At 36.0% G+C, this 23,729-nt stretch carries 27 protein-coding genes and 3 pseudogenes; 9 read left to right on the top strand and 21 right to left on the bottom strand.

What is annotated here, in order from left to right:
• Nucleotides 1-3: 3 nt before the first annotated feature.
• The 6 genes and pseudogenes from ACXVYO_RS19335 to ACXVYO_RS19310 form a co-directional block, all read right to left on the bottom strand.
• A pseudogene (locus ACXVYO_RS19335) lies at nucleotides 4-372 on the bottom strand (anti sigma factor C-terminal domain-containing protein); the annotation flags it as partial.
• Between the two features lies 1 nt (nucleotide 373).
• A pseudogene (locus ACXVYO_RS19330) lies at nucleotides 374-664 on the bottom strand (RNA polymerase sigma factor); the annotation flags it as partial.
• A 122-nt stretch (nucleotides 665-786) separates the two neighbouring features.
• Nucleotides 787-1,131, bottom strand: a complete 345-nt coding sequence (locus ACXVYO_RS19325; RefSeq protein WP_458468241.1) for a DUF6176 family protein — start codon at nucleotides 1,129-1,131, stop codon at nucleotides 787-789.
• A 2-nt stretch (nucleotides 1,132-1,133) separates the two neighbouring features.
• The gene (locus ACXVYO_RS19320; RefSeq protein WP_458468240.1) at nucleotides 1,134-1,922 is read right to left on the bottom strand and encodes a GNAT family N-acetyltransferase; all 789 of its coding nucleotides are present in this window, start codon (nucleotides 1,920-1,922) and stop codon (nucleotides 1,134-1,136) included.
• On the bottom strand, nucleotides 1,919-2,251 hold the full coding sequence (locus ACXVYO_RS19315) for a cupin domain-containing protein (protein WP_458468239.1): 333 nt from the start codon (nucleotides 2,249-2,251) through the stop codon (nucleotides 1,919-1,921). The genes ACXVYO_RS19320 and ACXVYO_RS19315 overlap by 4 nt, the downstream gene beginning before the upstream one ends.
• Before the next feature lie 44 nt (nucleotides 2,252-2,295).
• Nucleotides 2,296-2,724, bottom strand: a complete 429-nt coding sequence (locus ACXVYO_RS19310) for a hypothetical protein (protein ID WP_458468238.1) — start codon at nucleotides 2,722-2,724, stop codon at nucleotides 2,296-2,298.
• Nucleotides 2,725-2,902: 178 nt separating this feature from the next.
• Here ACXVYO_RS19310 and ACXVYO_RS19305 point away from each other — a divergent pair, with 178 nt between their 5' ends.
• Together ACXVYO_RS19305 and ACXVYO_RS19300 are read left to right on the top strand one after the other, a co-directional pair.
• Nucleotides 2,903-3,118, top strand: coding sequence for a helix-turn-helix transcriptional regulator (locus ACXVYO_RS19305; RefSeq protein WP_000594567.1), 216 nt, complete (start codon nucleotides 2,903-2,905; stop codon nucleotides 3,116-3,118).
• The gene (locus ACXVYO_RS19300) at nucleotides 3,115-3,540 is read left to right on the top strand and encodes a hypothetical protein (protein WP_098586014.1); all 426 of its coding nucleotides are present in this window, start codon (nucleotides 3,115-3,117) and stop codon (nucleotides 3,538-3,540) included. The genes ACXVYO_RS19305 and ACXVYO_RS19300 overlap by 4 nt, the downstream gene beginning before the upstream one ends.
• Nucleotides 3,541-3,591: 51 nt before the next feature.
• Here the strand turns inward: ACXVYO_RS19300 and ald are convergent, their stop codons facing one another.
• The gene (gene ald, locus ACXVYO_RS19295; RefSeq protein ID WP_458468237.1) at nucleotides 3,592-4,725 is read right to left on the bottom strand and encodes an alanine dehydrogenase; all 1,134 of its coding nucleotides are present in this window, start codon (nucleotides 4,723-4,725) and stop codon (nucleotides 3,592-3,594) included.
• Between the two features lie 214 nt (nucleotides 4,726-4,939).
• Nucleotides 4,940-5,731: an SDR family oxidoreductase gene (locus ACXVYO_RS19290; RefSeq protein ID WP_458468236.1), complete on the bottom strand. Its 792-nt coding sequence runs from the start codon at nucleotides 5,729-5,731 to the stop codon at nucleotides 4,940-4,942.
• Nucleotides 5,732-5,878: 147 nt separating this feature from the next.
• On the opposite strand from ACXVYO_RS19290, the gene ACXVYO_RS19285 reads away from it, so the two are divergent.
• Nucleotides 5,879-6,337 (top strand): universal stress protein, encoded by a 459-nt coding sequence (locus ACXVYO_RS19285; protein ID WP_098884051.1) that lies wholly within the window; start codon nucleotides 5,879-5,881, stop codon nucleotides 6,335-6,337.
• Between the two features lie 41 nt (nucleotides 6,338-6,378).
• On the opposite strand, the pseudogene ACXVYO_RS19280 reads toward ACXVYO_RS19285, so the two are convergent.
• Nucleotides 6,379-7,074: pseudogene (locus tag ACXVYO_RS19280) on the bottom strand (hypothetical protein).
• Nucleotides 7,075-7,169: 95 nt separating this feature from the next.
• Between ACXVYO_RS19280 and ACXVYO_RS19275 the strand changes: the two are divergent.
• Complete coding sequence (locus ACXVYO_RS19275) at nucleotides 7,170-7,349, top strand: hypothetical protein (RefSeq protein ID WP_000342765.1); 180 nt, start codon at nucleotides 7,170-7,172, stop codon at nucleotides 7,347-7,349.
• A 72-nt stretch (nucleotides 7,350-7,421) separates the two neighbouring features.
• On the opposite strand, the gene argH is transcribed toward ACXVYO_RS19275, so the two are convergent.
• Together argH and ACXVYO_RS19265 are read right to left on the bottom strand one after the other, a co-directional pair.
• The gene (gene argH / locus ACXVYO_RS19270) at nucleotides 7,422-8,810 is read right to left on the bottom strand and encodes an argininosuccinate lyase (protein WP_458468235.1); all 1,389 of its coding nucleotides are present in this window, start codon (nucleotides 8,808-8,810) and stop codon (nucleotides 7,422-7,424) included.
• Nucleotides 8,807-10,012: an argininosuccinate synthase gene (locus ACXVYO_RS19265; RefSeq protein WP_061679881.1), complete on the bottom strand. Its 1,206-nt coding sequence runs from the start codon at nucleotides 10,010-10,012 to the stop codon at nucleotides 8,807-8,809. The genes argH and ACXVYO_RS19265 overlap by 4 nt, the downstream gene beginning before the upstream one ends.
• 166 nt (nucleotides 10,013-10,178) lie before the next feature.
• On the opposite strand from ACXVYO_RS19265, the gene ACXVYO_RS19260 reads away from it, so the two are divergent.
• Nucleotides 10,179-10,496: a radical SAM protein gene (locus tag ACXVYO_RS19260; RefSeq protein ID WP_458468234.1), complete on the top strand. Its 318-nt coding sequence runs from the start codon at nucleotides 10,179-10,181 to the stop codon at nucleotides 10,494-10,496.
• 28 nt (nucleotides 10,497-10,524) lie between these two features.
• Here ACXVYO_RS19260 and ACXVYO_RS19255 read toward each other — a convergent pair whose 3' ends face one another.
• Nucleotides 10,525-10,719 carry a hypothetical protein gene (locus ACXVYO_RS19255; RefSeq protein WP_458468233.1) on the bottom strand — a complete coding sequence of 65 codons (195 nt, stop codon included), beginning with the start codon at nucleotides 10,717-10,719 and terminating at the stop codon, nucleotides 10,525-10,527.
• Nucleotides 10,720-11,573: 854 nt separating this feature from the next.
• Here ACXVYO_RS19255 and ACXVYO_RS19250 point away from each other — a divergent pair.
• The gene (locus ACXVYO_RS19250; protein WP_458468232.1) at nucleotides 11,574-12,236 is read left to right on the top strand and encodes a YitT family protein; all 663 of its coding nucleotides are present in this window, start codon (nucleotides 11,574-11,576) and stop codon (nucleotides 12,234-12,236) included.
• A gap of 32 nt (nucleotides 12,237-12,268) precedes the next feature.
• Here the strand turns inward: ACXVYO_RS19250 and ACXVYO_RS19245 are convergent, their stop codons facing one another.
• Nucleotides 12,269-13,102, bottom strand: coding sequence for an EcsC family protein (locus tag ACXVYO_RS19245; protein WP_458468231.1), 834 nt, complete (start codon nucleotides 13,100-13,102; stop codon nucleotides 12,269-12,271).
• Between the two features lie 137 nt (nucleotides 13,103-13,239).
• Here ACXVYO_RS19245 and ACXVYO_RS19240 point away from each other — a divergent pair, with 137 nt between their 5' ends.
• Nucleotides 13,240-13,875: a DUF1796 family putative cysteine peptidase gene (locus tag ACXVYO_RS19240; protein WP_458468230.1), complete on the top strand. Its 636-nt coding sequence runs from the start codon at nucleotides 13,240-13,242 to the stop codon at nucleotides 13,873-13,875.
• A gap of 71 nt (nucleotides 13,876-13,946) precedes the next feature.
• Nucleotides 13,947-14,381 carry an NUDIX hydrolase gene (locus ACXVYO_RS19235; RefSeq protein WP_458468229.1) on the top strand — a complete coding sequence of 145 codons (435 nt, stop codon included), beginning with the start codon at nucleotides 13,947-13,949 and terminating at the stop codon, nucleotides 14,379-14,381.
• Nucleotides 14,382-14,406: 25 nt separating this feature from the next.
• Here ACXVYO_RS19235 and ackA read toward each other — a convergent pair whose 3' ends face one another.
• The 5 genes from ackA to ACXVYO_RS19210 form a co-directional block, all read right to left on the bottom strand.
• Nucleotides 14,407-15,600 (bottom strand): acetate kinase, encoded by a 1,194-nt coding sequence (ackA, locus tag ACXVYO_RS19230; RefSeq protein WP_000034584.1) that lies wholly within the window; start codon nucleotides 15,598-15,600, stop codon nucleotides 14,407-14,409.
• Nucleotides 15,601-15,899: 299 nt separating this feature from the next.
• The gene (locus tag ACXVYO_RS19225; RefSeq protein ID WP_000084362.1) at nucleotides 15,900-16,886 is read right to left on the bottom strand and encodes a class I SAM-dependent methyltransferase; all 987 of its coding nucleotides are present in this window, start codon (nucleotides 16,884-16,886) and stop codon (nucleotides 15,900-15,902) included.
• A gap of 199 nt (nucleotides 16,887-17,085) precedes the next feature.
• Nucleotides 17,086-17,586, bottom strand: coding sequence for a thiol peroxidase (gene tpx / locus ACXVYO_RS19220; protein ID WP_000024525.1), 501 nt, complete (start codon nucleotides 17,584-17,586; stop codon nucleotides 17,086-17,088).
• Nucleotides 17,587-17,720: 134 nt separating this feature from the next.
• Nucleotides 17,721-18,116 (bottom strand): GerW family sporulation protein, encoded by a 396-nt coding sequence (gene ytfJ / locus ACXVYO_RS19215; protein WP_000350005.1) that lies wholly within the window; start codon nucleotides 18,114-18,116, stop codon nucleotides 17,721-17,723.
• A 13-nt stretch (nucleotides 18,117-18,129) separates the two neighbouring features.
• Nucleotides 18,130-18,768 carry a DUF2953 domain-containing protein gene (locus ACXVYO_RS19210; RefSeq protein ID WP_458468228.1) on the bottom strand — a complete coding sequence of 213 codons (639 nt, stop codon included), beginning with the start codon at nucleotides 18,766-18,768 and terminating at the stop codon, nucleotides 18,130-18,132.
• A 206-nt stretch (nucleotides 18,769-18,974) separates the two neighbouring features.
• Here ACXVYO_RS19210 and ACXVYO_RS19205 point away from each other — a divergent pair, with 206 nt between their 5' ends.
• Entirely contained in the window at nucleotides 18,975-19,778 is an 804-nt protein-coding gene (locus ACXVYO_RS19205) for an NAD kinase (RefSeq protein ID WP_458468227.1), read from the top strand.
• Between the two features lie 104 nt (nucleotides 19,779-19,882).
• Here ACXVYO_RS19205 and ACXVYO_RS19200 read toward each other — a convergent pair whose 3' ends face one another.
• The 3 genes from ACXVYO_RS19200 to mbcS all read right to left on the bottom strand — a co-directional run bounded on the left by ACXVYO_RS19200 (nucleotide 19,883) and on the right by mbcS (nucleotide 23,631).
• The gene (locus tag ACXVYO_RS19200; RefSeq protein ID WP_458468226.1) at nucleotides 19,883-21,451 is read right to left on the bottom strand and encodes an amidohydrolase; all 1,569 of its coding nucleotides are present in this window, start codon (nucleotides 21,449-21,451) and stop codon (nucleotides 19,883-19,885) included.
• A gap of 70 nt (nucleotides 21,452-21,521) precedes the next feature.
• On the bottom strand, nucleotides 21,522-21,953 hold the full coding sequence (locus ACXVYO_RS19195; RefSeq protein ID WP_458468225.1) for a VOC family protein: 432 nt from the start codon (nucleotides 21,951-21,953) through the stop codon (nucleotides 21,522-21,524).
• Between the two features lie 91 nt (nucleotides 21,954-22,044).
• On the bottom strand, nucleotides 22,045-23,631 hold the full coding sequence (gene mbcS / locus ACXVYO_RS19190) for an acyl-CoA synthetase MbcS (protein ID WP_458468224.1): 1,587 nt from the start codon (nucleotides 23,629-23,631) through the stop codon (nucleotides 22,045-22,047).
• Nucleotides 23,632-23,729 lie beyond the last annotated feature (98 nt).

Genomic DNA, 23,729 nt, shown 5'->3' with positions numbered 1-23,729 from the left:
TAATCAATATTTCTCAACTGTTACACCTCTTACAGCAGCCTTAATATACGGTGATCCTTGTAAACTTTGTAAATCCTTTGTTTTGCCTGTTACAACTACACCGTATATTGGTAGGTCTTTTGGTTCGGTGTTTTTTATTTCTTTATAATATTGTTCAAAATAATCACTTGGTATACCTTCACTATTTTTTGCTAAATACTTCATTTGGTATAGAAACTCTTTTGAGTTTATTGTTAAATCGTTTTCCACATCTTCTTTTACTTTTGCATAACTTCCTTCAAATCCAAAAACATTTCTAGCCATTTCGGCATTTAATATTGCGCCATTTTTAGGATCTTTTAACCCTACATAAGAATCACTTTTCTTTTCATTTTATAAGCACTTCATCCAATGACTTTTGACCAATAAGAACAACTGATTCAATTGCGATTGGATTTAGTCTTTTTTCTTTTCGATGTAAATCTCGGTGCTGATTGATTGCAACCCTAAAGAGCCACGATGTTAAATGCTCTAACGGTATTTCTTCCATAAGCAATAAAGCTTTATATAACGTATCTTGCACAATATCTTCTGCTTCTTTTCTATCTGCTCCAATCTTAATTAAGTATCCAAACACAGCTTTTGACTTCTCTATTAATAACGATTCAAACGTATCATGGCTCATCTAGCTCTCCTTTCTACATACTCAACGTTTGAGAGCGTAAAATGTATACAGCTTTTCTAAAAAAATTTCCATAATAAAAAGCACATCCATTTTGATGCGCTTCTCTCCAACATACTATTCTATTATTTCATCGCTTCCTTCACAACATCTTGAATCATAACAACTTCTGTTTTCATATCAACAGACTGTACTTCTTCATCAATACATTCGTACCAAAAAGATAAGTGCTTTTTATCAATTTCATGATGAGAATTTTCGACAAGAGCCCCGCCTTCTCCTTGCACAGAATACCAATATAAGTACTCTTCTCCATCTCTTATTTCCCGGAAAATTGTCTCAACGTACATCTTTTCGTCGTTTAGTGTCAAAAGTACTTCTCTCATATTGTCATTAAGAAGCTGCATCCATTCATCTACACGATGACTTTTACCTTGCTTCACTTTAAATCTCGTTAACTCCACATTCATTTTTATTCCCCCGTTTTCTTCCGTACAAACAATCTATATTCTATTGGATTATGAAAACTTAATTTACTAGCTAATTGTTGCGACGGAATATTGTCTACATAACAATCCCAGCACGGTGTAATATCATTTTGTATGCAATGTTCAATGAACCGTGTTGCAACAGCTTGAGCTAATCCTTTCCCTTGATATGCTTTATGCGTCGCAATATCAATTTCAGCAAACCCTTTCCCGTTAAATATCGAAACACATTCAGCTACAATTATCCCATCTTGTTCTATACAAAATCCAAAACCACCGTTCAAAAACGTTTCTTTTGATCCCCAATATTCTTTGTAGTACTCCTCTGTAAATTCATTGCTTCGTTCTATATCACTTTTATCAATACGCTTCACTTCATATGTATTTTTGTTTGCATCTCGTTTTCTCTCTTCAGAAATTTCTTTTTGGAATTTCATTCGCGGCATATTCCGAAGTGCATTACTAAAACGCCCTTCAATCATCATTTCCCACTCTTCAATTGAAGTGAAGAGTGTAAATCTCTTCTCTGTTTTTTCAATAGCCATTTTTAAATAGGAAAATAAATTTTCGTTATAATTTTGATCATCCGTATCACCAAATAAATAATAGATACCGTTAGCTGTACGAATTAATCCTGCTGTTAACTTCTCGTTGGCAAAAATCTCACCATCTATCATTTGGTCACATACCGCATAAGCAAACGTCGTCGTTCTTGTATTACTTTCTAAAACCGGAATGATTTTTCTATACTCGGCTACAGATAATTTCTTCATAATTGCTCCACTTTAATCGTATCAGCTTCTATATTTTCAAAACAAAGATTTACCGTTCTCTTTAATGCTCTCGTTCTATGAATCGTGCACGCCGGAATTAAGATAGAATCATTCGGCTTTAAAACCGCTGTTTCTCCATCTTCAAAATCAATAAGTAATTCTCCCTCTAGCACAATGAATAATTCATCCGAATTAGAATGATGGTGCCAATCATATTCACCAGTAAATACAGCAATTCGTAAGCAATGATTATTTATATTTGAAACGACGAAGTTTTTATGTTGATCTTGAATGTCCTTTGTTAATTCTAATAAATTCACAGTCTCCATATTTCGTCTCATCCTTTCATTAGTCGTTCTTCTGAAAAACTAGCTTAGTCTCCACCACCTCCGCAATCTCCTCCACCATCACTTGAGCTGCTACAATCGTCGCTACTGTAATCTCCTAATCCGCTTGATGAGCTTGAATCAGATGAAGATTTTTTTCTCTTTTTTCTTTTCCTATCTCTCTTACTTTCATAGCTAGGCCATACTGTAGCAAAGAGTATAACGAATAAGGCTAATTCTATTACGACAAGTGTAAATTCTAGAATGCTCTCAATAATATTAGGAGTTATCCCCAAACTGTAAAATACTCCAAATGAATACATACACAAAATTACATAAAGAACCATACAAATATAACGAAATGTTTTCTCTATCATAATGACTATTTTTTGTGAAAGAGGTATGTTCTGTTCCTGTTTTTTCTTTATATACTTTTGTCTCTTAACTTGCTTTATCTTCCTCTTTTTACTCCCCATTGCATCTCCTCTTTTGATTTCTTTTTTCATTTAATTCCAAATTATCACAAAAAACAACATCATAACAAGCTATATTTTTCGTAAAGTTTTGTTTACTTTTTGTAAAGTTTTGTTTACTTATTCCCTAAAAATGGATATAATAAATGTAACAAATTTACAAAAAGGAGACTTTGTATATTTGATTAAAAATAAGGTGAAACAATTCCGCGTCGTTAGAGACATCACCCAAGAACAATTAGCTTCCTCTGTTCAAATCACTAGACAATCCCTCATCGCTATCGAGAAGAATAAATACAACCCAAGTTTAGAATTAGCATTGAAATTATGTGAGTTTTTTAACTGTAAAGTAGAAGATTTATTTCAATTAGATAAAACTGGGGAGGAAAAAGAATGAAAAACCCTTTTAATCAAAAGTTCATTTCGCATCTTACCTTTTTATTGTTAGGTTCAACTTTTCTTTATTTCACTAGTAATGATGAAGAAAAAATTAGTTCCGTCCTTCTATTCGCTGGCGTATTTATACTCTTAGACTCGATACTATTCGTAGTGAAACAAATATTCTTTCATAAAAAAAAGAAAGATCCCGAAAAATATCCATTACCTGAGATGGATGAACGAATCGAGAAGATGAGTTTAAAACTTATGGCACAAATTTTCGGTCTCTCTCATTTAATCGGTTCTGCGATACTATTTTTTTTATATATCACTGACAAAAATTCGATGATACGAGTTGAGTATGCCTTGTATTACTTATTCGGCATTCTTTTCTTTACAATGATGTTCGGATTGAAAATTGTAAAGAAACTAGACAATTAATCCAAGCAAAAAGCCCCTCCTTACATAAGGAGGGGCTTTCATATATTTCTATTATGATAAAGCAGGAGCTTTCTCAAGAAGCTCTTTCGCATCAGCGTATTGTAAGCCGTGAGCTTCTGCAACTGCTTCGAATGTTACATATCCGTCTAATGTGTTAATACCTTTTAGTAATGCAGTGTTACCTAAGCAAGCATCTTTGTAGCCTTTGTTCGCAATTTGCACTGCATATGGTACTGTTACGTTTGTTAATGCAAGAGTTGATGTACGTGGAACCGCACCTGGCATATTAGCAACTGCATAATGAACAACGCCATGTTTTTCGTAAGTTGGGTTGTCGTGAGTTGTAATACGGTCAGTTGTTTCGAAAATACCACCTTGGTCAATCGCGATATCTACAACGACAGAACCTGGTTCCATTGATTGAATCATTTCTTCTGTTACAAGTTTTGGCGCTTTTGCACCTGGAATTAATACCGCACCAATCACAAGGTCAGATTCTTTTACAGCTTCTGCAATGTTGTATGGGTTAGACATTAACGTTTTTACTTGGTTACCGAAAATGTCATCTAGTTGACGAAGACGTTCTGCACTTAAGTCGATGATTGTTACATCTGCACCTAAACCTACTGCAATCTTCGCTGCGTTTGTACCAGCTTGACCACCACCGATAATTGTTACTTTGCCGCGTTTTACCCCTGGAACGCCTGCAAGTAAAATACCTTTACCGCCTTTGTTTTTCTCAAGGAATTGTGCACCGATTTGTGCAGACATACGACCAGCTACTTCACTCATAGGTGCAAGTAATGGTAAAGAACGATTGTCTAATTGCACTGTTTCGTATGCAATTGATACAACTTTGTTATCAATTAATGCTTTCGTTAATTCTGGTTCTGGAGCTAAGTGTAAGTATGTGAATAAAATTAAACCTTCGTTGAAATAATCATATTCACTTGCAACTGGCTCTTTTACCTTCATAACCATATCTTGATTCCATGCTTCTTCAGCATTTTCAACAAGTTTCGCACCAGCTTGTACGTATTCTTCATCTGTAAAGCCTGATCCTATACCTGCTCCTTTTTGAACAAAAACTTCATGACCATTTTGTACTAAATGTACCGCTCCCGCTGGCGTCATTGCCACGCGGTTTTCGTTGTTTTTAATTTCTGTTGGAATACCGATACGCATTATTAGTTCCCCCTTGAGTTATGAAATGACCCCTGAATCATTTTTTAAAGCGCTTTCTACGCTCTTATATTTTAACATAATATCTCAATATTTGACAAAAAAACAATACAAGTTTTCCGATAGATTTAATTTTATATTAAAGGACAGTATTATCCGCACCTCTCAGCGTACAGGATAAACTGTCCAATTATTCGAAACTTCACTTTATTTCACTCTATCGATGTCTATGAATAACATCTACTGCACCAGTTACTTCAATAATTGTACCGGTAATCATATCGGAATCGTCCTCACATAAAAACGAAATCGTTCTTGCGATATCTTCACCTGTTCCAGATCTACCAATTGGTGTGTTCTGTTCTTTCAACTGACGTGCTTCTTGAATTGTCGCTTCTTTCATTTCACCAATAATATCACCAGGGCATACCATGTTTGCAGTGATACCATATTCTGCTTCTTCGTAAGCAACTGTTTTCGTTAATGAAACAAGTCCTACTTTCGCTGCTGCGAAAGCTGAACGATAAATCCAGCCCGGTGCGCTATCTGCTCCTTGGAATCCGTAATTAATAATACGACCAAAGTTCTGTTTTCTCATAACAGGAACGACAAGTTTCAACAAATGAAACACCGCTGTTAAATTACCCTGAATCATCTCATTCCATTCGTCTTCTTCATAATCGACTAACTTTTTTCGTTCAAATACATATGGACCAGCATTATTAATTAAAAAGTCAATTTTGCCAAAACGGCTTATCGCTTCTTCTACTATTTTATGTAAATCTTCTTTTTTCGTGACATCCGCTTGCACGAATTGTAGACGCTCTTCCATATTTTTATATGTTTCTTTCATCGTTTCCATAGCCGCTATATCGCTATGATATGTTACTGTTACTGAATACCCTTTAGCTAATAACTTTTCTGTTACTTGCTTTCCTAAACCTTTCGTGCCGGCTGTAATGAGCGCGTGTCTCACAAACATGCCTCCTTTTAAATTGCTATACTTCATATGTAACAAGTTCTCGCACTAATTACAACTAAAATGAATTGAAATAAAGTTTTCAAAATTCTGTAACGTTTCCGACAAGCACATTACCAAAATTTGTTTTATAATAAAGTTGTAAACGGTAATAAAAATGATTGGGAGGAATTTACTATGAATAATACATATACAAATATTTTAATCGCGGTGGATGGTTCTAAAGAAGCAGAAAAAGCCTTTAAAAAAGCAATTCAAGTCGCAAAACGAAACGATGCAACATTAACAATTGCTCATATCGTTGATGTAAAAGCATACTCAGCAGTAGAAGCTTATAGCCGTGCAATTGCTGAACGTGCAAATCTATTTGCAGAAGACTTATTAGAAGACTACAAAAAAACTGCGCTTGAAGCTGGCCTTGAAAAAATTGAAACTGTATTAGAATTTGGTAATCCTAAATCTAAAATTTCAAAAGAAATCGCTCCAAACAATAAAGTAGATTTAATTATGTGTGGTGCAACTGGTTTAAATGCTGTAGAACGTTTCCTAATTGGTAGCGTCTCTGAACATATTATTCGCTATGCGAAATGCGATGTCCTTGTTGTTCGTGGTGATGAGGAGCAAGGTGATCTTTAATTTATAAATAAAACACCAAGTCTACATGGGCTTGGTGTTTTTTATTTTACATATTTCACTATAAATACAAGACAAGCCACAATAACAACAGTAATTGCTAATACATAAGGCGGAAGACATTTTAAGGACCACAGTGCCATCATGATCGTAGCCACCGTTAAATAAGATTGCTTTGCATCTTCTGTCATCTTTTTACGAAGGAAGAATACATACAAATAACCGATTGGCGGTGTAATAAAGCAAAGAATATATATAATTTTAGATTTCAAATACCATCTTTGTTCTCCGAGCTTCTGTATATCTTCTTCTATTCTCTTATGCTCTTGCTCTCTCGCTTCTTCTACAAGCGGATCTTCCTCTTCTCCTCGCTTTTCTTTCATATAAGGAAGAAAGTGCATGAAAAAATAGTATGCAAATACGAACGCTCCAAATCCAATATTTAATCTTTCTAATGGAATATGTTCACTAAAAAAGACGGCAGTAAGCACTAAAGAAAAACAGTACGTCATCATCCAAAAGGAACGTTTTCTCTTTTTCCGTTCGATTTCTTTTTTATCTTGTACATGTTTTCTTTTCGAAAGTCATATTGAAATACAGCAATCTACTATAAATAGAATAAAGATAAATATCCCAACGTGTACTGTTTCTACATCCTTAAATGAAAAGATGTTCGGGAATGCAGCGTGTAATACAATTAATGTGTACAAAATTATCCCTATAAAATAAATACGTCTCATTTTCCATTCCTTTCTTATTTCCTAACTTTAGGTTAACATACATTTTTTAGAAATAGCCGGACAAAATATAGATGTTTAAAAAAGGAGGATGCTACATGGATGATTCTGAACGTATTATTTTAGATGTGAACGGGAAAGAGCTCGAAATGTTAGATACAATCCGTACACATTTTAAAGAAAAACATGGTGTGGAACTAAGTAATGGTGCATTACTACGAGATTTGATGGATATTGAGTATATTCGAATTACGGAAGATCGACATAAGTATGATTGATTTTAAGCTATAAAAATCACAAAAAAGGTACGCTTCCCTCTACTAAGGTTAGCGTACCTTCTTTCTTACCAATCAACTTCCTACAAACTCTCCAACTAACCCCTTCGCCTTCTCCAAAGCTTTTTCAATTTGCTCAAATCCTGTCCCGCCAGCACTGTTACGACGTTTCACAGCTGCATATGGTGAAAGAACTTCATACAAATCTTCTTCAAATAACGAACTCATTTCTTTATACGTTTCAAGTGGTACATCTACTAAATAAATTCCTTTTTGTGTGCAGTGTAGAACTAGCTTCCCAACAATTTCATGCGCTTGGCGGAATGGGAGTCCTTTACTTGCTAAGTAGTCAGCAATTTCTGTTGCGTTAGAGAAATCTTGGGTCACAGCTTGCCCCATTTTTTCTTTTTTGACGGTCATTGTTTCTAGCATGCCTGCCATAATATGAAGGCAGCCTTCTACTGTTTTTACTGTATCAAACATTCCTTCTTTATCTTCTTGCAAGTCTTTATTGTAAGCGAGCGGTAATCCTTTCATGACTGTAAGCAAACTAAATAAATTACCGTACACTCTGCCTGTTTTACCACGAATAAGTTCCGCCATATCCGGATTTTTCTTTTGCGGCATAATGCTGCTTCCAGTTGCGTATTGATCGCTCATTTCAATAAATTGAAACTCTTGGCTACTCCATAAAATAAGTTCTTCGCAAAAGCGTGATAAGTGCATCATGAGCATAGATGAGTTACTTAAGAACTCCAGTATGAAATCACGATCACTCACTGCATCTAAACTATTTTCATAGATTCCATTAAATCCAAGAAGCTCTGCACTATATTCTCGATCAATCGGGAATGTTGTCCCAGCTAACGCTCCTGCTCCTAGTGGCGAAATGTTAATACGCTTTAATGAATCTTCATAACGATTCACATCACGCTCTAACATCCAAAAGTAAGCAAGAATATGATGCGCAAATGAAATTGGCTGGGCACGTTGCAAATGCGTATAACCAGGCATAATGGTTTCAATATTATTTTCTGCTTGATGAACAAGAACAGTTTGCAATTGTTTTGTAGCTTTTATAATATGTTCTACTTTTTCTTTTAAATATAAATGCATATCAGTTGCTACTTGATCGTTTCGACTTCGGCCAGTATGAAGTTTCCCTCCTACTTCACCAATTTGTTCAATTAACATCTTTTCAATATTTAAATGAATGTCTTCCGCTTCAACTGAAAAATGCAATTTATTTTGTTTTGCTTCTTCTAATAAATATTGAAGACCTACCTTTATTTTTTCGGCTTCTTCTTCCGTAACAATGCCTTGCTTTGCTAGCATCGTTACGTGTGCAATACTTCCGTTAATATCTTGATTTACTAATTGTTGATCGAAGGAGATGGATGCTCCAAACTCTTCAACCCATGCTTCCGCTTCTTCTGTAAAACGTCCGCCCCAAAGTTTGCTCACGCTTCCACCTTCTTTTGATTCACTTGGCTGTATACTTTCGTCGGTAAACCGAATAATGAAATGAATCCAACTGCTGCATCATGGTTAAATTCGTCCTGGGCAGTATACGTTGCTAGTTTTTCATCATATAAAGAGTACTCAGATTTACGTCCTTCTACAATCGCATGACCTTTAAATAATTTCACACGCACTGTACCTGTTACATTCTTTTGCGTTTCTTGTAAGAATGCATGAAGTGCTTGTTTTAAAGGAGAGAACCATAAACCGTTATAAATAAGTTCTGTTATTTTCTGCTCAATCACCGGTTTAAAATGTGCTACTTCTTTTACGTGCGTTAAATCTTCCAGCTCTTTATGTGCTGTGATTAACGTCATTGCTGCTGGACATTCGTATACTTCACGCGATTTAATACCAACAAGGCGATTTTCTACGTGATCGATACGTCCAACGCCATGTTTTCCAGCAAGCGCATTTAACGTTTTAATTAATTCTGAAAGTGAATATGCAGTACCATTTAAAGTCGTCGGTACGCCTGCTTCAAATCCGATTTCTACAAATTCTGGTTTATTCGGTGTATCTTCTAAAGCTAATGTCATTTCATATGCATCTTCTGGCGGCGCTGCCCATGGATCTTCTAAAATACCACATTCGTTACTGCGTCCCCATAAGTTTTGATCGATTGAAAATGGGCTATCTAAATTAATCGGAATTGGTACATTGTTTTCTTTTGCATAGGCAATTTCTTCTTCACGTGACCATTTCCATTCACGCACAGGCGCAATCACTTCTAAGTAAGGATTTAATGCTTGAATAGAAACTTCAAAACGAACTTGATCATTCCCTTTCCCTGTACATCCATGTGCAACTGCAGTCGCTCCTTCTTGTTCTGCAATTTCAACTAATTTCTTCGCGATAAGTGGACGTGATAACGCTGAAACGAGAGGGTATTTCCCTTCGTATAACGTGTGCGCTTGCATTGCCATCAATGCATATTCATTTGCAAATTCTTCTTGAACATCAATCATATATGATTTAATTGCACCTACTGAAAGTGCCTTTTCTTTTACAAATGCTAGGTCTTTACCTTCCCCTAAGTCTAAACAAAGCGCGATAATATCATAATTCTTCTCTTGTAACCATTTAATTGCAACGGAAGTATCAAGACCTCCGGAATATGCTAATACCACTTTTTTCTTCTCCATTTTGCATCCCCCTAAAGAATAAATATTCATTTTCTTTTATAATAATTCACACTTTAACACTTTTTACAAAATGTATCAAGAGTCATTTTCAAATTTTTTCAAACAATTCCGTCGAACTTCCTTCTGTTTTTATGTACAATATAAGCAGGACAACGGGGGTGAACTTATGGAAAAGTATTTCTTATACGATGATCATCTAGGAATTGAAATTCCTCATTTACAAGAAGATTGGGAAGATATCCCCGAAAAAATGCAGCATGCTATTTTATTGAAATGGGAACAAGTTCGCGGAAAGATTCCTGATCGAATAAAAGAACTCGAGCACTCTATTAATGCGAAACAGCATCATTTAAATAACGAAGAAGACTTCGAAATTTCTTGCAAACTGAATTCACAAATTGCCGATCTCGCTTCCATCATTAATGACCTTTGGCTTTGGTATCGACTCACTCAAAATGTATCTGAGGGGAAGGCACACCAATGAAAAAAGCATGCCCCTCAATTACTTTGGGTCATGCTTTTTTGTCGTAACACGATTTACAATATATTTCTTTTGCTGTTTTTGCCAAACATACATCAAATGGACCTACTAATATACTTTTTTCTTTCGGCAACTTTACAAAAGCAACGAGCTCCTCTTCATAATGAATCTTTTTCTTACATGAAACGCATGTTAATTCTTTTCTTTTGAACATGTCTTTTAGCATATCTCCACTCTCCCCTTTATCTATCTATATTAATATACTCTCATAATAGTTAAGACTTGTAAAAAAATGACACATTCCAAAGTAAACGATTCATATACTGTGTACAAAAGGAGGTCTAAAATTTATGCGCGCTTTCGTTATTATCGCTTTAACATTTTTAAGTGTGATTAGCTGGGATACGTTTTTTAAAGATAAAAGTGATGAAAAGAATACAACTGAATAAAAACTCTTTTTTTCTTACTTATTGGACAAACTAAAAAAACTGTCCGACTTAGCGAAATAACTTAGGCTTTTCTACAAAAATATTTAAACATAACAATTTTTGTAGATTCCCTCCGTTTATTGTCGGTTTCCATCCGCATACATTTTTTGAAAGTATGATATAATAATATAAATCTTGAAGGAAGGGATTTTGATATCATGATCGCTCGAAGGAGCATGTGGCATCGTATTGACGAATCATACACGTAGCGTATTTTTCAGCTCAGATACTTTAGTCTAGCGAAAAAAATACGAGAGTGGGGAAATTATGATTGCCCGAAGGATAATTTGGCAAAAAAAAGACTCTTCTTACACATAGCGTTTTGTTTAGGACTTAATTGTTACTAGCTAAACAAAACAAAGAAGAGCAGGATTGCTAAATGAAGAGTCCTACTCCACGTTTTGTTTAGTCGTTTTAAGACTTAAACTAAAACGAAGGTAGGGAGAATTGATGGACGAGAGGATTATTCGTTATTTCTTCAGCGACATATAGCGTAGTTAGTTTTTTCGTAAACTAACTGAAAGCTACATGTGAGCTCGTAGTTAGTTTACAACACAAACAGGACTACTAACTACGGAAAGAAGGAATAACGATGAGGAACATCCAAAGTCGACAAATTATTAAAGAAATTTTTATGGTTTTAATCGGTTCATTTATTTTAGCAGCAGCGCTATATCACATTCACTTCCAAAACCACTTAACAGAAGGTGGCTTTGTAGGAATTGCACTATTCATCCAAAATTTTTATGATATTTCACCATCTATTTCAACTGTAATTATGGATATCCCAATTATTTTACTATGTGCTTCATTTTTAGGTAGAAAAATGGTTGGCTATTCATTCCTAGGTTCGATTTCATTCGGAGTATTTTATTCTCTTATGGAAAATTATTCTCCATTTACGGTCGATTTATCAAACAATTTATTTATAGCTGCAGTAGTTGGCGGTGCATTAGCTGGTATTGGACTCGGTTTTATATTGCGATTTGGCGGTGCAACCGGCGGGGACGATATTTTAACAATTGTATTAAGTAAACGAACTCGTTTTACAATTGGGCAAATTTTCTTCGTCTTTGACGCGATTGTTCTTGCGCTTTCATTATATTATTTAAATTGGACAGAAATTGCTTTTACTATTCTTTCGATTGCCATACAGGCAAAAACATTGGATTTAATTTATTATCCAAAAGCAGAGAAGAAAGCAGAAAAGCAACCAGTATCTATTCCAATGTCCAAAAAGCATGCAACAAATTAAAAAAGCGAAAGGCTTCGGCCTCTCGCTTTTTTTTATACTCTTTTTTCCTTCTCGACTATGTGGCGCACTTGATAAAATCTATTTGCAAATTCAGTAACGTTTCTTGTTAAACGATAATTCACTGTAGACCCAATTGCCATTCCAATTACCGGAATACCTTGGAATAATTTACGACGAAGAGCATAAATCGAAAATGTTTTCAAAATTTGTTTTAACACAACTTCAGTAGAAGCTGGTTGTAACACCGCTTCGTCTCCTTCGTAGAAGAACGAATCTTCTTGCTCTAGCTCTTGCAGTAAATTGTACCATGCGTATTGCTGAAGCCTTCCTGGCAGTAATGACGCATGAAACACCTTTAGTGCAAGCATCATTTCATAAGGCTTGTTCACATCATGTCCAAATGATGTGGCAATAAGTTGGACTGCCTTCACATTTAACGCGATCATAACCGGAAAATCAGCTGTTAATAATAATAAACCTCCAGCACCCGTTGCTCCGCCTTGTACGAATGAATATAAGCGATGTCGTGCTGTCTGCTGCTCTGCTATGTATGTTAATTGATCAATAGATAACGCTTTTAAATCTTCCAGTTGTTCAATCGATTCATCAAATAATCTCGACGTTCCTAAAATACGATTACGCGCCTCTAACTGTGATTGTGAGCTTTGAATCAATGCATGCAAATGAAAGAGCCATCCATCTGCTTTCGTAAAGAAATCTTTTCGTTTTTTCTCAGGTAATTTCGCAATTGTCGTATGTACCCATTTATCAAACATTTTTTGAAAATCAGTCGCTTCTTGCTCAACTAATTGCGATTCCCATTCTTTTATATTGTCTAAAATGGCTTGTTCTCGCTTCGATCGCATCGTAACAACCACCTCGTTCGATTTTTTTCTATTGTAACATATTTCTGCTTATTCTTTGCAAATATGCTTGTCTATCTTTATTCACATACCATTTTTTAATGACATAAAATATTAGCAAAAAGGATGAGATGAACCACATGAATCTATCCAATATAAAAAAAGAATATCATGCAGTATTCAGCTTAGGACAAAACTGCTGGCCTGCTTGGGCATTATATCAATTCGAATTATCACCATTTTTTGGTGTTATCGATTTTATGCTAAGCCCTTCATTAGAAAAAGTGAATGTATTATTACAAAATCGATTTGACTGTTTTTTACAGTTCGAAAACTTATCCTTCATCTCTTTTTGGGATGATAATGCGAAATTAAGACTTCGTGATACCCTATATGAAATTGACTCCTGCCATGATTTTAAAACAGATGTAAACACACCAACTTCTTGGCCTTCTTATACAGAAATTAAGTTAAACTATGAGCATCGAATTCATCGTTTTCTAACTACAATTGAAACGGCAGAATCCACATTGTTTATTCGAACTGGAGGAACATACGAAGAAGCACGTTCCTTGGAACACATTTTATCTCAATTAGTTAAACATACATTCTCTGTCCTATTACTCATTCCTGAAGATGTGCCAACTATCACCCAAGACGATTGGGGATTACAAAACATTTGTGTTATAAAATGCCCTATTATGGATGTATTTCAGTATAATGAAGCATTTTGGAATGACTTATTTGATGGGATCACAATTAGACCAAAAGCTTAAACACACGACACCTTTTATTACAAAACACATTATAATCATCCTTATACACAATAAATAAGGAGTGATCGTATATGTATCCACGCGCAAAAGCTTTTGGTCTTGCTACACATCAAGGTCGCCTTCTCGTACAAGAATATCATGCAGCTGATGAAACATTTTATCGACCTCTTGGCGGTTCAATTGAACTTGGTGAAAAATCAGCACATACCGTTATTCGTGAATTTAAAGAAGAGCTTCATACAGAAGTGGAAATCACCCATTATTTAGGATGCTTAGAAAACATCTTTCATCTTGATGGAGAAATGGGTCATGAAATCATTCAACTATATTCTGTATGCTTATTAGACACATCACTATATGAAATGGAAAGAATGAATATACAAGATGAGCAAACAGTATCGTATGCGAAATGGATTCCCATTACTGCATTCATTCAGGAGAAGAAAATATTATATCCAGATGGAATTTTAAACTATATCCGACAAAAAAAAGACGAAATCCTATAGGATCTCGTCTTTTTTATATAGTATATTAACCAATATTTCCAAGACGTAGTACATCACGAGCAATCATAACTTCTTCGTCAGTTGGAATTACGATAATTTTTACTGGAGAGTGCGGGAAGCTGATGAATGCTTCTTCACCAAATACGTTATTACGTTTTACGTCGAAGTATACGCCCATGTACTCAAGGCCTTCTAATACGCGCTCACGAATAATTGCACTGTTTTCACCTACACCAGCTGTGAAGATGATTGCGTCTACACCTTTCATACGAGCAGTGTAAGAACCGATGTATTTGTGGATACGGCTTACGAATACATCAAGTGCTACTTTCGCACGGTGGTCACCTTCTTCTTCTTTCGCAATGATGTCACGTAGGTCACTAGAATAACCAGTAAGACCTAACATACCACTCTTCTTGTTTAATACGCTAACTACTTCTTCTACTGTTTGTCCTGTTTTTTCCATGATGTATGGAATTAACGCAGGGTCAATGTTACCAGAACGTGTACCCATTGTTACACCAGCAAGTGGAGTGAAGCCCATAGAAGTATCGATAGATTTACCGCCTTCTACTGCTGCGATACTTGCACCGTTACCTAAGTGACAAGAAAGTAAGCTTAAGCTTTCAAGTGGACGACCTAATAATTCAGCCGCGCGCTCAGTTACGTATTTATGAGAAGTTCCGTGGAAACCGTATTTACGGATGCCGAACTTTTCATAGTACTCATATGGTAAGCTGTATAGGAATGCAGATTCCGGCATTGTTTGGTGGAATGCTGTATCGAATACTGCTACTGCTGGTACGTTTGGTAATACTTCTTGGAATGCTTTAATACCAACAAGGTTTGCTGGGTTATGAAGTGGTGCTAAATCGCTTAATTCTTCGATATCAGCTAATACTTCATCAGTAATTAAAACAGAGTCAGCAAATTTTTCGCCGCCGTGAACAACACGGTGACCGATACCGCCAATCTCATCTAGAGATTTAACGATTCCGTTTTCAGTTAATTTGTTAAGAAGCATATTAACTGCTACTGCGTGATCTGGAATGTTTGTAATTTCTTTTTGTTTTTCGCCATCTACAGTAATAGTGAAGATACTATCTTCTAAACCGATACGTTCTACTAAACCTTTTGTTAATACTGTTTCACTTGGCATTTCAAATAATTGGAATTTTAAGGAAGAGCTTCCTGCGTTAATCGCGATGATTTTTGACATCTAGTCTTTCGCCCCTTTTTCTCTTGGTAGTTGTGTGGATGTTTCCACAAACCGCTCGATTTTATCTAATTAAATTCACTACATATGAAAACGTTTCATCATTAGCAAATTTTATACTCACGATTTTAATTTAAACATCGTCCGACATATATTTCAAGTGAAAAAATTGTAACACCAAGAAAAAATATATATTACAGATTTCAAAAAAATTCAGTTAAATCTAGTATATATTTAAAAATATGACATATCATATAAAACTGTACTACATGAATTACTAACCCTGTTACATATACCTAACCTTATTTATGCGTTGCAAACCAAGTATTTAATTGATCCATAATGTTCTCCATCGCCTTCATGTTGGAGAATTTAGGTAACTCCACTAATAACGCCTGTTTTGGCATCGTTACACTAGGGCCTTTCTTTTGGAGAACAAATATACTTTTTGCATTTTTCTCGTTTTTAAACATGGAAACAGGTAGCTGTAATAACCCCTGAATAAAACATGTTTCTTTAATAAATGCATGTAATTTTGGTGCTTGATCACTTTCAAAAATGAAGTTTGGCACTAGGAAGAATAAGTACCCGCCTTCTTTCGTATGTTTCACACTTTGTTCAATAAATAGGTGATGTGCATACGACATTCCTTCATCTGCTTTTAACTTATATTCACTTGCACCGATTTCATTTGGATAGTAACCAATCGGTAAGTCTGAAACGACTGCATCAACCGGATCGATATAAAGTGGCGCTAGTCCATCTTGATGGAAGAATTCGATTGCATGCTTTTGTAAATTCGCATTTACTAAAGCAAGTTTAATTAGCACTTCATCCACTTCTACACCAAACCCACTCATTGCTAGTCCTTCTTTGGCGCTATTAAACACTGTAGTCATTAAGTTACCTGTTCCAATTGCAGGGTCTAACACCGTAATTTCGTTTTGACCTTGCATAAATTTATGGAATAAGTAGCTCATGAACATGCCAACTGCATCAGGCGTCATTTCGTGATTTGCTTGTACGCCTTCTTTCATTCCTTTTAAGATGGCTAATTGAAATGCTTTACGAATTTCTTCACCTTTATATGTTTCTTCATTAAACGTACTATATTCACGATTCAGCCTTTCAATTGCTGACTCAGATAATTCCTCTTGTAAAATCGCTCCTTCAAACAAGTTATCACCTGTTTCTACAAGCGCCTCTAAATATGTTACATCTAATTCTTTACGTAAAACTACCGCAGAAGAATCAAAAATAGAAAATAATGTTTCTACTGTCTGACTCACGTACATTCCTCCTTCTCTCTTTTACACATAACTTATATCATACCACAAAGTGTTTTTTTCCAAAAAGAAAAAGCGACCTCCTGCAAAGAGCTCCCCTTTCAGTTATATGCGATATAACGTTTTTTCTCATATATTGGTACCGTTACGCAGCAATATATGAGAAAAAACGACCTCTTTATAAGAGGTCATTTCCTTCACATCATTTTGCAGATTTAGCTGCTTCTAATGCTGCTTCATAGTTTGGATGGCTTGTACCTTCGCTTACGTACTCTGCGTAAACTACTTTGTCGTTGCTATCTACTACGAATACTGCACGAGCAAGTAAACGAAGCTCTTTCATTACTAAGCCGTAAGCTTCACCGAATGAAAGGTCACGGTGGTCAGAAAGTGTAACAACATTTTCTAAACCGTTTGCTGCACACCAGCGTTTTTGAGCGAATGGTAAGTCAGCGCTAATTGTTAATACTTTCGCGTTTTCAATACCTGCTGCATCTTGGTTAAAACGACGTGTTTGTGCATCACACACACCTGTGTCGATTGAAGGTACAACACTAATTAATTTTACTTCACCTTTGTATGTTTCTAAACTTACTGGAGATAAGTCGTTTGCTAATACTTGGAAGTTTGGCGCTTGATCGCCAACTTTAACTTCTGTTCCAACTAAAGTCATTGGATTACCTTTAAAAGTTACGTTTGCCACTTGAAAATCCTCCCTTATTTAAACAAAATATGTACAATGTAAATGATAGTTTGTCCCTATCGATAATGCAAATAAAATCGCTTTATTTACAAAAAAATTAAAGAAGCCAATCCATTGATCAGCTTCTTTATTCGTTAAATTTGAAATTCAGGATCGTCTTCTTTTCGTTTATCCATCATTTCCTTCACTTTATCAACCGCTTGTGGCGCTAATTCAATTATTTTATCGATGACGTGTGTTTGCTTATCTAAATGCAATACTTTTACACCTTCTCCATTTATTACAAGAAAAGCAACAGGATTAATAGAAACTCCTCCACCACTTCCCCCGCCAAATGGATGACGGCCTGAATGTTCTACTTTACCAAATTCACTTCCACCAGCGGCAAATCCGAAACTAACTTTCGAAACGGTAAGGATTACACTTCCATCTGCCGCTTTAATTGGATCACCAACAATTGTATTAACATCAGTCATTTGTTTTAAATGCTGCATTGCGGTTGTCATTAAACCTTGAATTGGATGGTCCATTCTATATCCCCCCTTATGCTTGAACAGATTTTTCAGTCGTACCAGATCTTTGTTTTCTCATAAATACGAGTAATTTGATTCCTGTTTTTATAGCACGAAATATGCGAAAAGATGCCGTTAACTCACATCTTGATGCAAATCCTTTCCCTTGAAAAACAGGAGTAATTTCAAATTCTGGTACGTCTAGAATATGCATATATTGTCCTACAACTCCAGCAGCCATTCCTTTTGTCCCCCATGCATATCCAGTGACAATTCCAGTGCTAGCTGCATCACCTGCACCAATTTGCGTATGCCATCTCCAACCATTGATTTTCACTCGTTTGAGAAAATCTTTAACAATAGTATGAACTTCTTGTAGCTTTTTTATCAGCTCCCCCATACTATCAAGTTGCGCTATAATTTTATTATCTAATCCGCCGTCCTCTTCAGCTTTCTCGATCTTTTGTCCTGTCTTCTTCTGTTGCTTTTCAATTCTTTCCAGTACATCGAATGTGTATCGAAACATCCATATTTTCACTTGAAACAAACATTGCTTTTCCATTTCTGAATATAAAAATGTCACTTTAAGCTTTATTTTCGACAATAGTATAAGCAAAATAAAAAGGAGAAGAATTATTATTCCAATTACGAGCCACTTCATACGTATCATCCTTTCACTCCGTACCCATTATCGACAAGTTTATTCATCATTAAACAGAATCTTATAAGATTGAATATAAAAATTTTTCTAAAAAATAAAAAGGGATTTTGACATTTTATATCGAAATATATTATTTGAACATATCGTCGGGGAACGTATTCTGATGATATGTAGCACGAAGAACAGAAAATTTAACTGCAGTGGAGGGATACATAATGGCAGATCGTCGCAATTTATTTTTCTTTTATGGTGATGACAAAGCAACGCTCGTTGAAAAAATGAAACCAATCTATCGTATTTTAGAAGAGAATGGATTTACCATATTAGATCATCCAAAAAATGCAAACGCTATCGTCAGTGTTGGAGATGATGCAACTTTCTTACAAGCCGTTCGTCAAACTGGTTTTAGAGAAGATTGCTTATACGCAGGGATTTCTACGAAAGATGAAATTTCGTTCTACTGCGATTTCCATATTGATCACGTTGATACAGCCCTTCAAGAAATTACAAAAAATGAAATTGAAGTGCGAAAATACCCAACAATTCAGGTAGATGTAGATCACGGTACATCTTTCTATTGTTTAAATGAGTTCTCATTGCGCTCTAGCATTATTAAAACATTCGTTGTAGATGTTCACGTTGATGATCTATATTTCGAAACATTTAGAGGGGACGGTTTAGTTGTTTCTACCCCAACAGGTAGTACAGCTTACAATAAATCGTTACATGGTGCGGTTGTTGATCCGCTTATCCCATGCTTCCAAGTAAGCGAACTAGCATCATTAAATAACAACACATACCGTACGCTCGGTTCACCGTTCATTTTAAATCACGAACGTACACTAACTTTAAAACTAAGACCAGACGGTAACGATTATCCTGTTATCGGTATGGATAATGAAGCGCTTAGCATTAAACAGGTAGAAAAAGCTATTGTACGCTTAAGCGATAAACAAATTAAAACAGTTAAATTAAAAAACAATTCCTTCTGGGAAAAAGTACAGAGAACGTTTTTATAGCATGAAAAAAACCGCCGCATTATGATATTCCATAATGCGGCGGTTTTTTATTTTTCTCGCTACCGACCAATATTGTTAGCTTTTGTCGGTAAGTCGATATATTTTCACACGTCTTTCCTATACACAATCTTCCCATCAATTACGGTCATTTCTGCTTGCACTTCTTTTATTTCTTCTGCCTCTATTTCAAATATGTTTCGATCTACTATCGTAAAGTCTGCTTCATATCCTTTTGTAATTTGCCCTCGCTTCGCTTCTTTTACGATTGCATAGGCACTTCCTGTTGTAAATAAAGAGACAGCCTCATATACCGTTAATCTCTCTTCCGGCATATAACATATACCGTCAATAAAACTTCTGCGTGTAACAGCGCTATATATGCCTAAAAACGGATTCACTTGTTCAATTGGCGCGTCAGATCCACCGTTGCAATGTAATCCCGCCTCCAGTAACGTCTTCCAAGCGTACGCATAACGAAGACGATGCTCTCCTAGTTTTTCAATGACTGATGGAAAATCTGATGAAACAAAAGCTGGTTGTATATCAATAATGGCTTGTAAGTTTTTCATTCTCTCAATCAACTCTTCACGAGCGAGCTGACAATGAATAATGCGGTCGCGTAATCCTTCTGCTGGTGGATATAATTCAAGTGCATCAATGACATATTCTAGCGACAAGTCACCGATTGTATGAATCGCAACTGGCATATGTAAATCTCGTGCTTTTTTCACTAACTCCGCAAGCTCTTCACGTGAGAAGACCGCAACTCCATTTGTTTCCTGCGCATCTTCATACGGTTCACTTAATAAAGCTGTTCTTCCGCCAAAAGAACCATCAGAAAAAATTTTCATCGCCCCAAATTCAATATAATGCTTATTTTCATATTCATTTCGTTCATGTGCTACTTCATGGTGAACAAGTAAATGTGCTTTAAATGGCATTTCCTTTATAACATGAGAAAACGCATTGTGCGTTTTTTTAAAGCCACCATAATAATTTAAATCTTCCGTATGCCCACCAACGAGCCCATATTGCCAGCAGTCTTTAATCGCTGTTTGCAAAGCGCTTTGTAAATAAGCTTCATCAATTTCTGGCTGCACATGTTTAATTAACTCTTGCCCTTGTTCATATAAAAGACCTGTTAAATTATTTGACGCATCACGGCCAATTTTTCCACCTTTCGGTTCTTGCGTCGCTTCTGTTATGTTCGCTTCTTGCAGTATGTATGAATTCACCCATGTCACGTGACGACAAACACGCTTTAATAAAATGGGGTGTTCTTTCGAAATTTCATCTAAATCTTTCACATGAACATCTTTCGTATCTATAAAGTTATTTTCATTCCATCCTTCTCCAATAACCCAAGAGCCCTTTGGAGCTTCTTCCACTCGCTTCCGCACGAGAGTCAGCACTTCGCTATAAGATGTGCAGTTCGATAAATCTAGACGGAGTAACCTCTCTCCATGCCCAATAATATGCATATGACTATCAACGAGACCTGGAATCGTCGTTTTTCCTTCTAAATCATGCAATTTAACCGTAGCATATCGGTCTTCTAACTCTTCTTTACTCCCGACATCAACGATTATACCGTTTTCAACATAAACAGCGTCTACTTTTTCATTCTCTTCTCGCATTGTGTAAATGGTGCCGCCATACCAAATTTCTCCCATATATCCCATCTCCTTTGTTTTTATTGTATAAAAAAAAGCACCATTTCAAAACATGGTGCTTTTCTAAAAATTACTTTTGTTCAGTAGGGTTCGTTGTGATTTGCCATTCAATGCTAAATTTATCTTTAAGTTGTCCGTATGCTGGGCTCCAGAACGTTTCTTGAAGTGGCATAATAACTTCTCCACCTTCTTGTAACTTTTCGAATACTTCTTTCGCTTTTTCTGCATCACTAATTTGAATTGCAATTGTTACTTGAGATCCGATTGCATGCCCTTGACCTGGGAATGTATCAGAAATCATAAGGTCCGTATTACCAACTTTTAAAGTAGCATGTAAAACGCGCTCTTTTGATTCAGCTGGAATTGGATATTCTGGATTTTCAGGCATGTCACCAAAAGTTTGCATGACTTCTACTTTTGCATCTAACACCTCTTTATAAAACTGTACAGCCTCTTGCCCACTACCATCTAAAACTACGTACGGATTAATACCTAAAATCATACGGACACCTCTTTTTTTAATTTATAAAATCGAACTTATGTTCGCTCCTATAATACCATACAGTTTACAGTTCATTCAACTATTTTCGAAATTATTTTGATGGAATCTCCATCTCTTGTTTCCTAAGTTCAATACGGCGAATTTTTCCGGAAATCGTTTTTGGTAGTTCATCTACAAATTCAATTTTGCGAGGGTATTTATATGGTGCAGTAAGTTCTTTGACATGTTGTTGGAGTATTGGAATTAAGGTTTCTTCGTTCTTTTCTATATTCTCTCTTAATACGATAAATGCCTTCACGACACTTCCGCGAATTTCATCAGGACTTGCGACAACTGCGCACTCTCTTACGTAAGGATGTTTTACAAGTGCATCTTCTACTTCAAACGGTCCGATTGTATAACCAGAGCTAATAATAATATCATCACCGCGCCCTTCAAACCAGAAATAGCCGTCTTCATCTCTCTTCGCTTTATCACCGGTAATATAATAATCACCGCGGAATTGCATCGCTGTGCGCTCATCGTCTTTATAATATTGTTTAAAGAGGGCTGGTGTTTCAATGTGAACTGCAATATCACCAACTTCTCCTACCTGCACCGGAATACCTTCCTCATCTACAATATCAACGTGGTTGCCTGGCGTTGGTTTTCCCATTGATCCCGGTCTAATATCCATTCCTTTCATTACACCAACAAGTAATGTATTTTCCGTTTGCCCATAGCCGTCTCTCACTGTAATATTAAAGTGCTTTTGGAATGTTTCAATGACTTCTCTATTTAACGGCTCACCTGCGGATACAGCGCTATGTAACGCCTCTAAATTGTACTGGCTTAAGTCTTCTACCTTTGCCATTAATCTATACTCAGTTGGCGTACAACAAAGCACATTCACCTTATTATCGTCTAATAAATTTAAATATGCTTTCGGTTCAAATTTACCGTTGTATACAAATCCTGTTGCCCCTGATCCGAGAGTTGCTAAAAACGGGCTCCAAATCCACTTTTGCCAGCCTGGACTAGCCGTTGCCCATACAACATCATTCTCTTCAATTCCGAGCCAATTTGGAGCGCTCGTACGTAAATGAGCGTATGCCCACGCATGCGTATGAACAACACCTTTTGGATTTCCTGTCGTCCCTGACGTGTAAGATAAAAAGACCATATCTTCTTTATCTGTCTTTGCCATTTCTAACATGTCACTTTCTGTTTCTAACGCTGTTTTTAAATTAATCCATCCATCTACTGACTGCTCGCTCAGAACGAATTTTTGAAGAGATTCCATCGCTTCTATATCATCAAACTGGCCAATGTACGGTTCATAACTTACGATCGCTTTTACTTCCCCGTGCTCAATGCGATATTCGATATCCTTTTTGCGTAACATTTCCGAACTCGGAATTACGACAAATCCTGCTTTAATCGCAGCGATATACGTCATGTACGCTTCAATTAAACGCGGCATCATGATAAGAAGCTTGTCCCCTTTTTGTAGCCCACTTTTTATAAAAGCGTTTCCAATTTTATTCGCACCTTGCATTAACTCAGCATATGTAACTTCTCGTCTATTCCCTTTATCATCTTGCCAAATTAAAGCAAGCTTCTCTTTATCACCTGTATATTTCTCTATTTCAGAAACTAAATTATAAGATAGCGGCGCCAACAATTCTTCTCTCTTCATACAATATCCTCCTCCATTTCTATGCCTCCCTTATATAATAAAGAATTTTCAGTTAATTTTGAACCCTCTTCTTTTGACAAATTTTTTATGTCTATGTC

Source organism: Bacillus sp. BC08, from assembly GCF_054326875.1.
Note: the sequence above shows the minus strand (reverse complement) of the source record. Positions and strands in the feature narration are given on the sequence as shown.

Coding starts and splice junctions, on each gene's coding strand:
- ACXVYO_RS19325 (WP_458468241.1), bottom strand. CDS start 1,131: ATGAATGTGGAGTTAACGAGATTTAAAGTGAAGCAAGGTAAAAGTCAT.
- ACXVYO_RS19320 (WP_458468240.1), bottom strand. CDS start 1,922: ATGAAGAAATTATCTGTAGCCGAGTATAGAAAAATCATTCCGGTTTTA.
- ACXVYO_RS19315 (WP_458468239.1), bottom strand. CDS start 2,251: ATGGAGACTGTGAATTTATTAGAATTAACAAAGGACATTCAAGATCAA.
- ACXVYO_RS19310 (WP_458468238.1), bottom strand. CDS start 2,724: ATGGGGAGTAAAAAGAGGAAGATAAAGCAAGTTAAGAGACAAAAGTAT.
- ACXVYO_RS19300 (WP_098586014.1), top strand. CDS start 3,115: ATGAAAAACCCTTTTAATCAAAAGTTCATTTCGCATCTTACCTTTTTA.
- ald (WP_458468237.1), bottom strand. CDS start 4,725: ATGCGTATCGGTATTCCAACAGAAATTAAAAACAACGAAAACCGCGTG.
- ACXVYO_RS19290 (WP_458468236.1), bottom strand. CDS start 5,731: ATGAAGTATAGCAATTTAAAAGGAGGCATGTTTGTGAGACACGCGCTC.
- ACXVYO_RS19285 (WP_098884051.1), top strand. CDS start 5,879: ATGAATAATACATATACAAATATTTTAATCGCGGTGGATGGTTCTAAA.
- ACXVYO_RS19275 (WP_000342765.1), top strand. CDS start 7,170: ATGGATGATTCTGAACGTATTATTTTAGATGTGAACGGGAAAGAGCTC.
- ACXVYO_RS19265 (WP_061679881.1), bottom strand. CDS start 10,012: ATGGAGAAGAAAAAAGTGGTATTAGCATATTCCGGAGGTCTTGATACT.
- ACXVYO_RS19260 (WP_458468234.1), top strand. CDS start 10,179: ATGGAAAAGTATTTCTTATACGATGATCATCTAGGAATTGAAATTCCT.
- ACXVYO_RS19255 (WP_458468233.1), bottom strand. CDS start 10,719: ATGCTAAAAGACATGTTCAAAAGAAAAGAATTAACATGCGTTTCATGT.
- ACXVYO_RS19250 (WP_458468232.1), top strand. CDS start 11,574: ATGAGGAACATCCAAAGTCGACAAATTATTAAAGAAATTTTTATGGTT.
- ACXVYO_RS19245 (WP_458468231.1), bottom strand. CDS start 13,102: ATGCGATCGAAGCGAGAACAAGCCATTTTAGACAATATAAAAGAATGG.
- ACXVYO_RS19240 (WP_458468230.1), top strand. CDS start 13,240: ATGAATCTATCCAATATAAAAAAAGAATATCATGCAGTATTCAGCTTA.
- ACXVYO_RS19235 (WP_458468229.1), top strand. CDS start 13,947: ATGTATCCACGCGCAAAAGCTTTTGGTCTTGCTACACATCAAGGTCGC.
- ackA (WP_000034584.1), bottom strand. CDS start 15,600: ATGTCAAAAATCATCGCGATTAACGCAGGAAGCTCTTCCTTAAAATTC.
- ytfJ (WP_000350005.1), bottom strand. CDS start 18,116: ATGGACCATCCAATTCAAGGTTTAATGACAACCGCAATGCAGCATTTA.
- ACXVYO_RS19210 (WP_458468228.1), bottom strand. CDS start 18,768: ATGATACGTATGAAGTGGCTCGTAATTGGAATAATAATTCTTCTCCTT.
- ACXVYO_RS19205 (WP_458468227.1), top strand. CDS start 18,975: ATGGCAGATCGTCGCAATTTATTTTTCTTTTATGGTGATGACAAAGCA.
- ACXVYO_RS19200 (WP_458468226.1), bottom strand. CDS start 21,451: ATGGGAGAAATTTGGTATGGCGGCACCATTTACACAATGCGAGAAGAG.
- ACXVYO_RS19195 (WP_458468225.1), bottom strand. CDS start 21,953: ATGATTTTAGGTATTAATCCGTACGTAGTTTTAGATGGTAGTGGGCAA.
- mbcS (WP_458468224.1), bottom strand. CDS start 23,631: ATGAAGAGAGAAGAATTGTTGGCGCCGCTATCTTATAATTTAGTTTCT.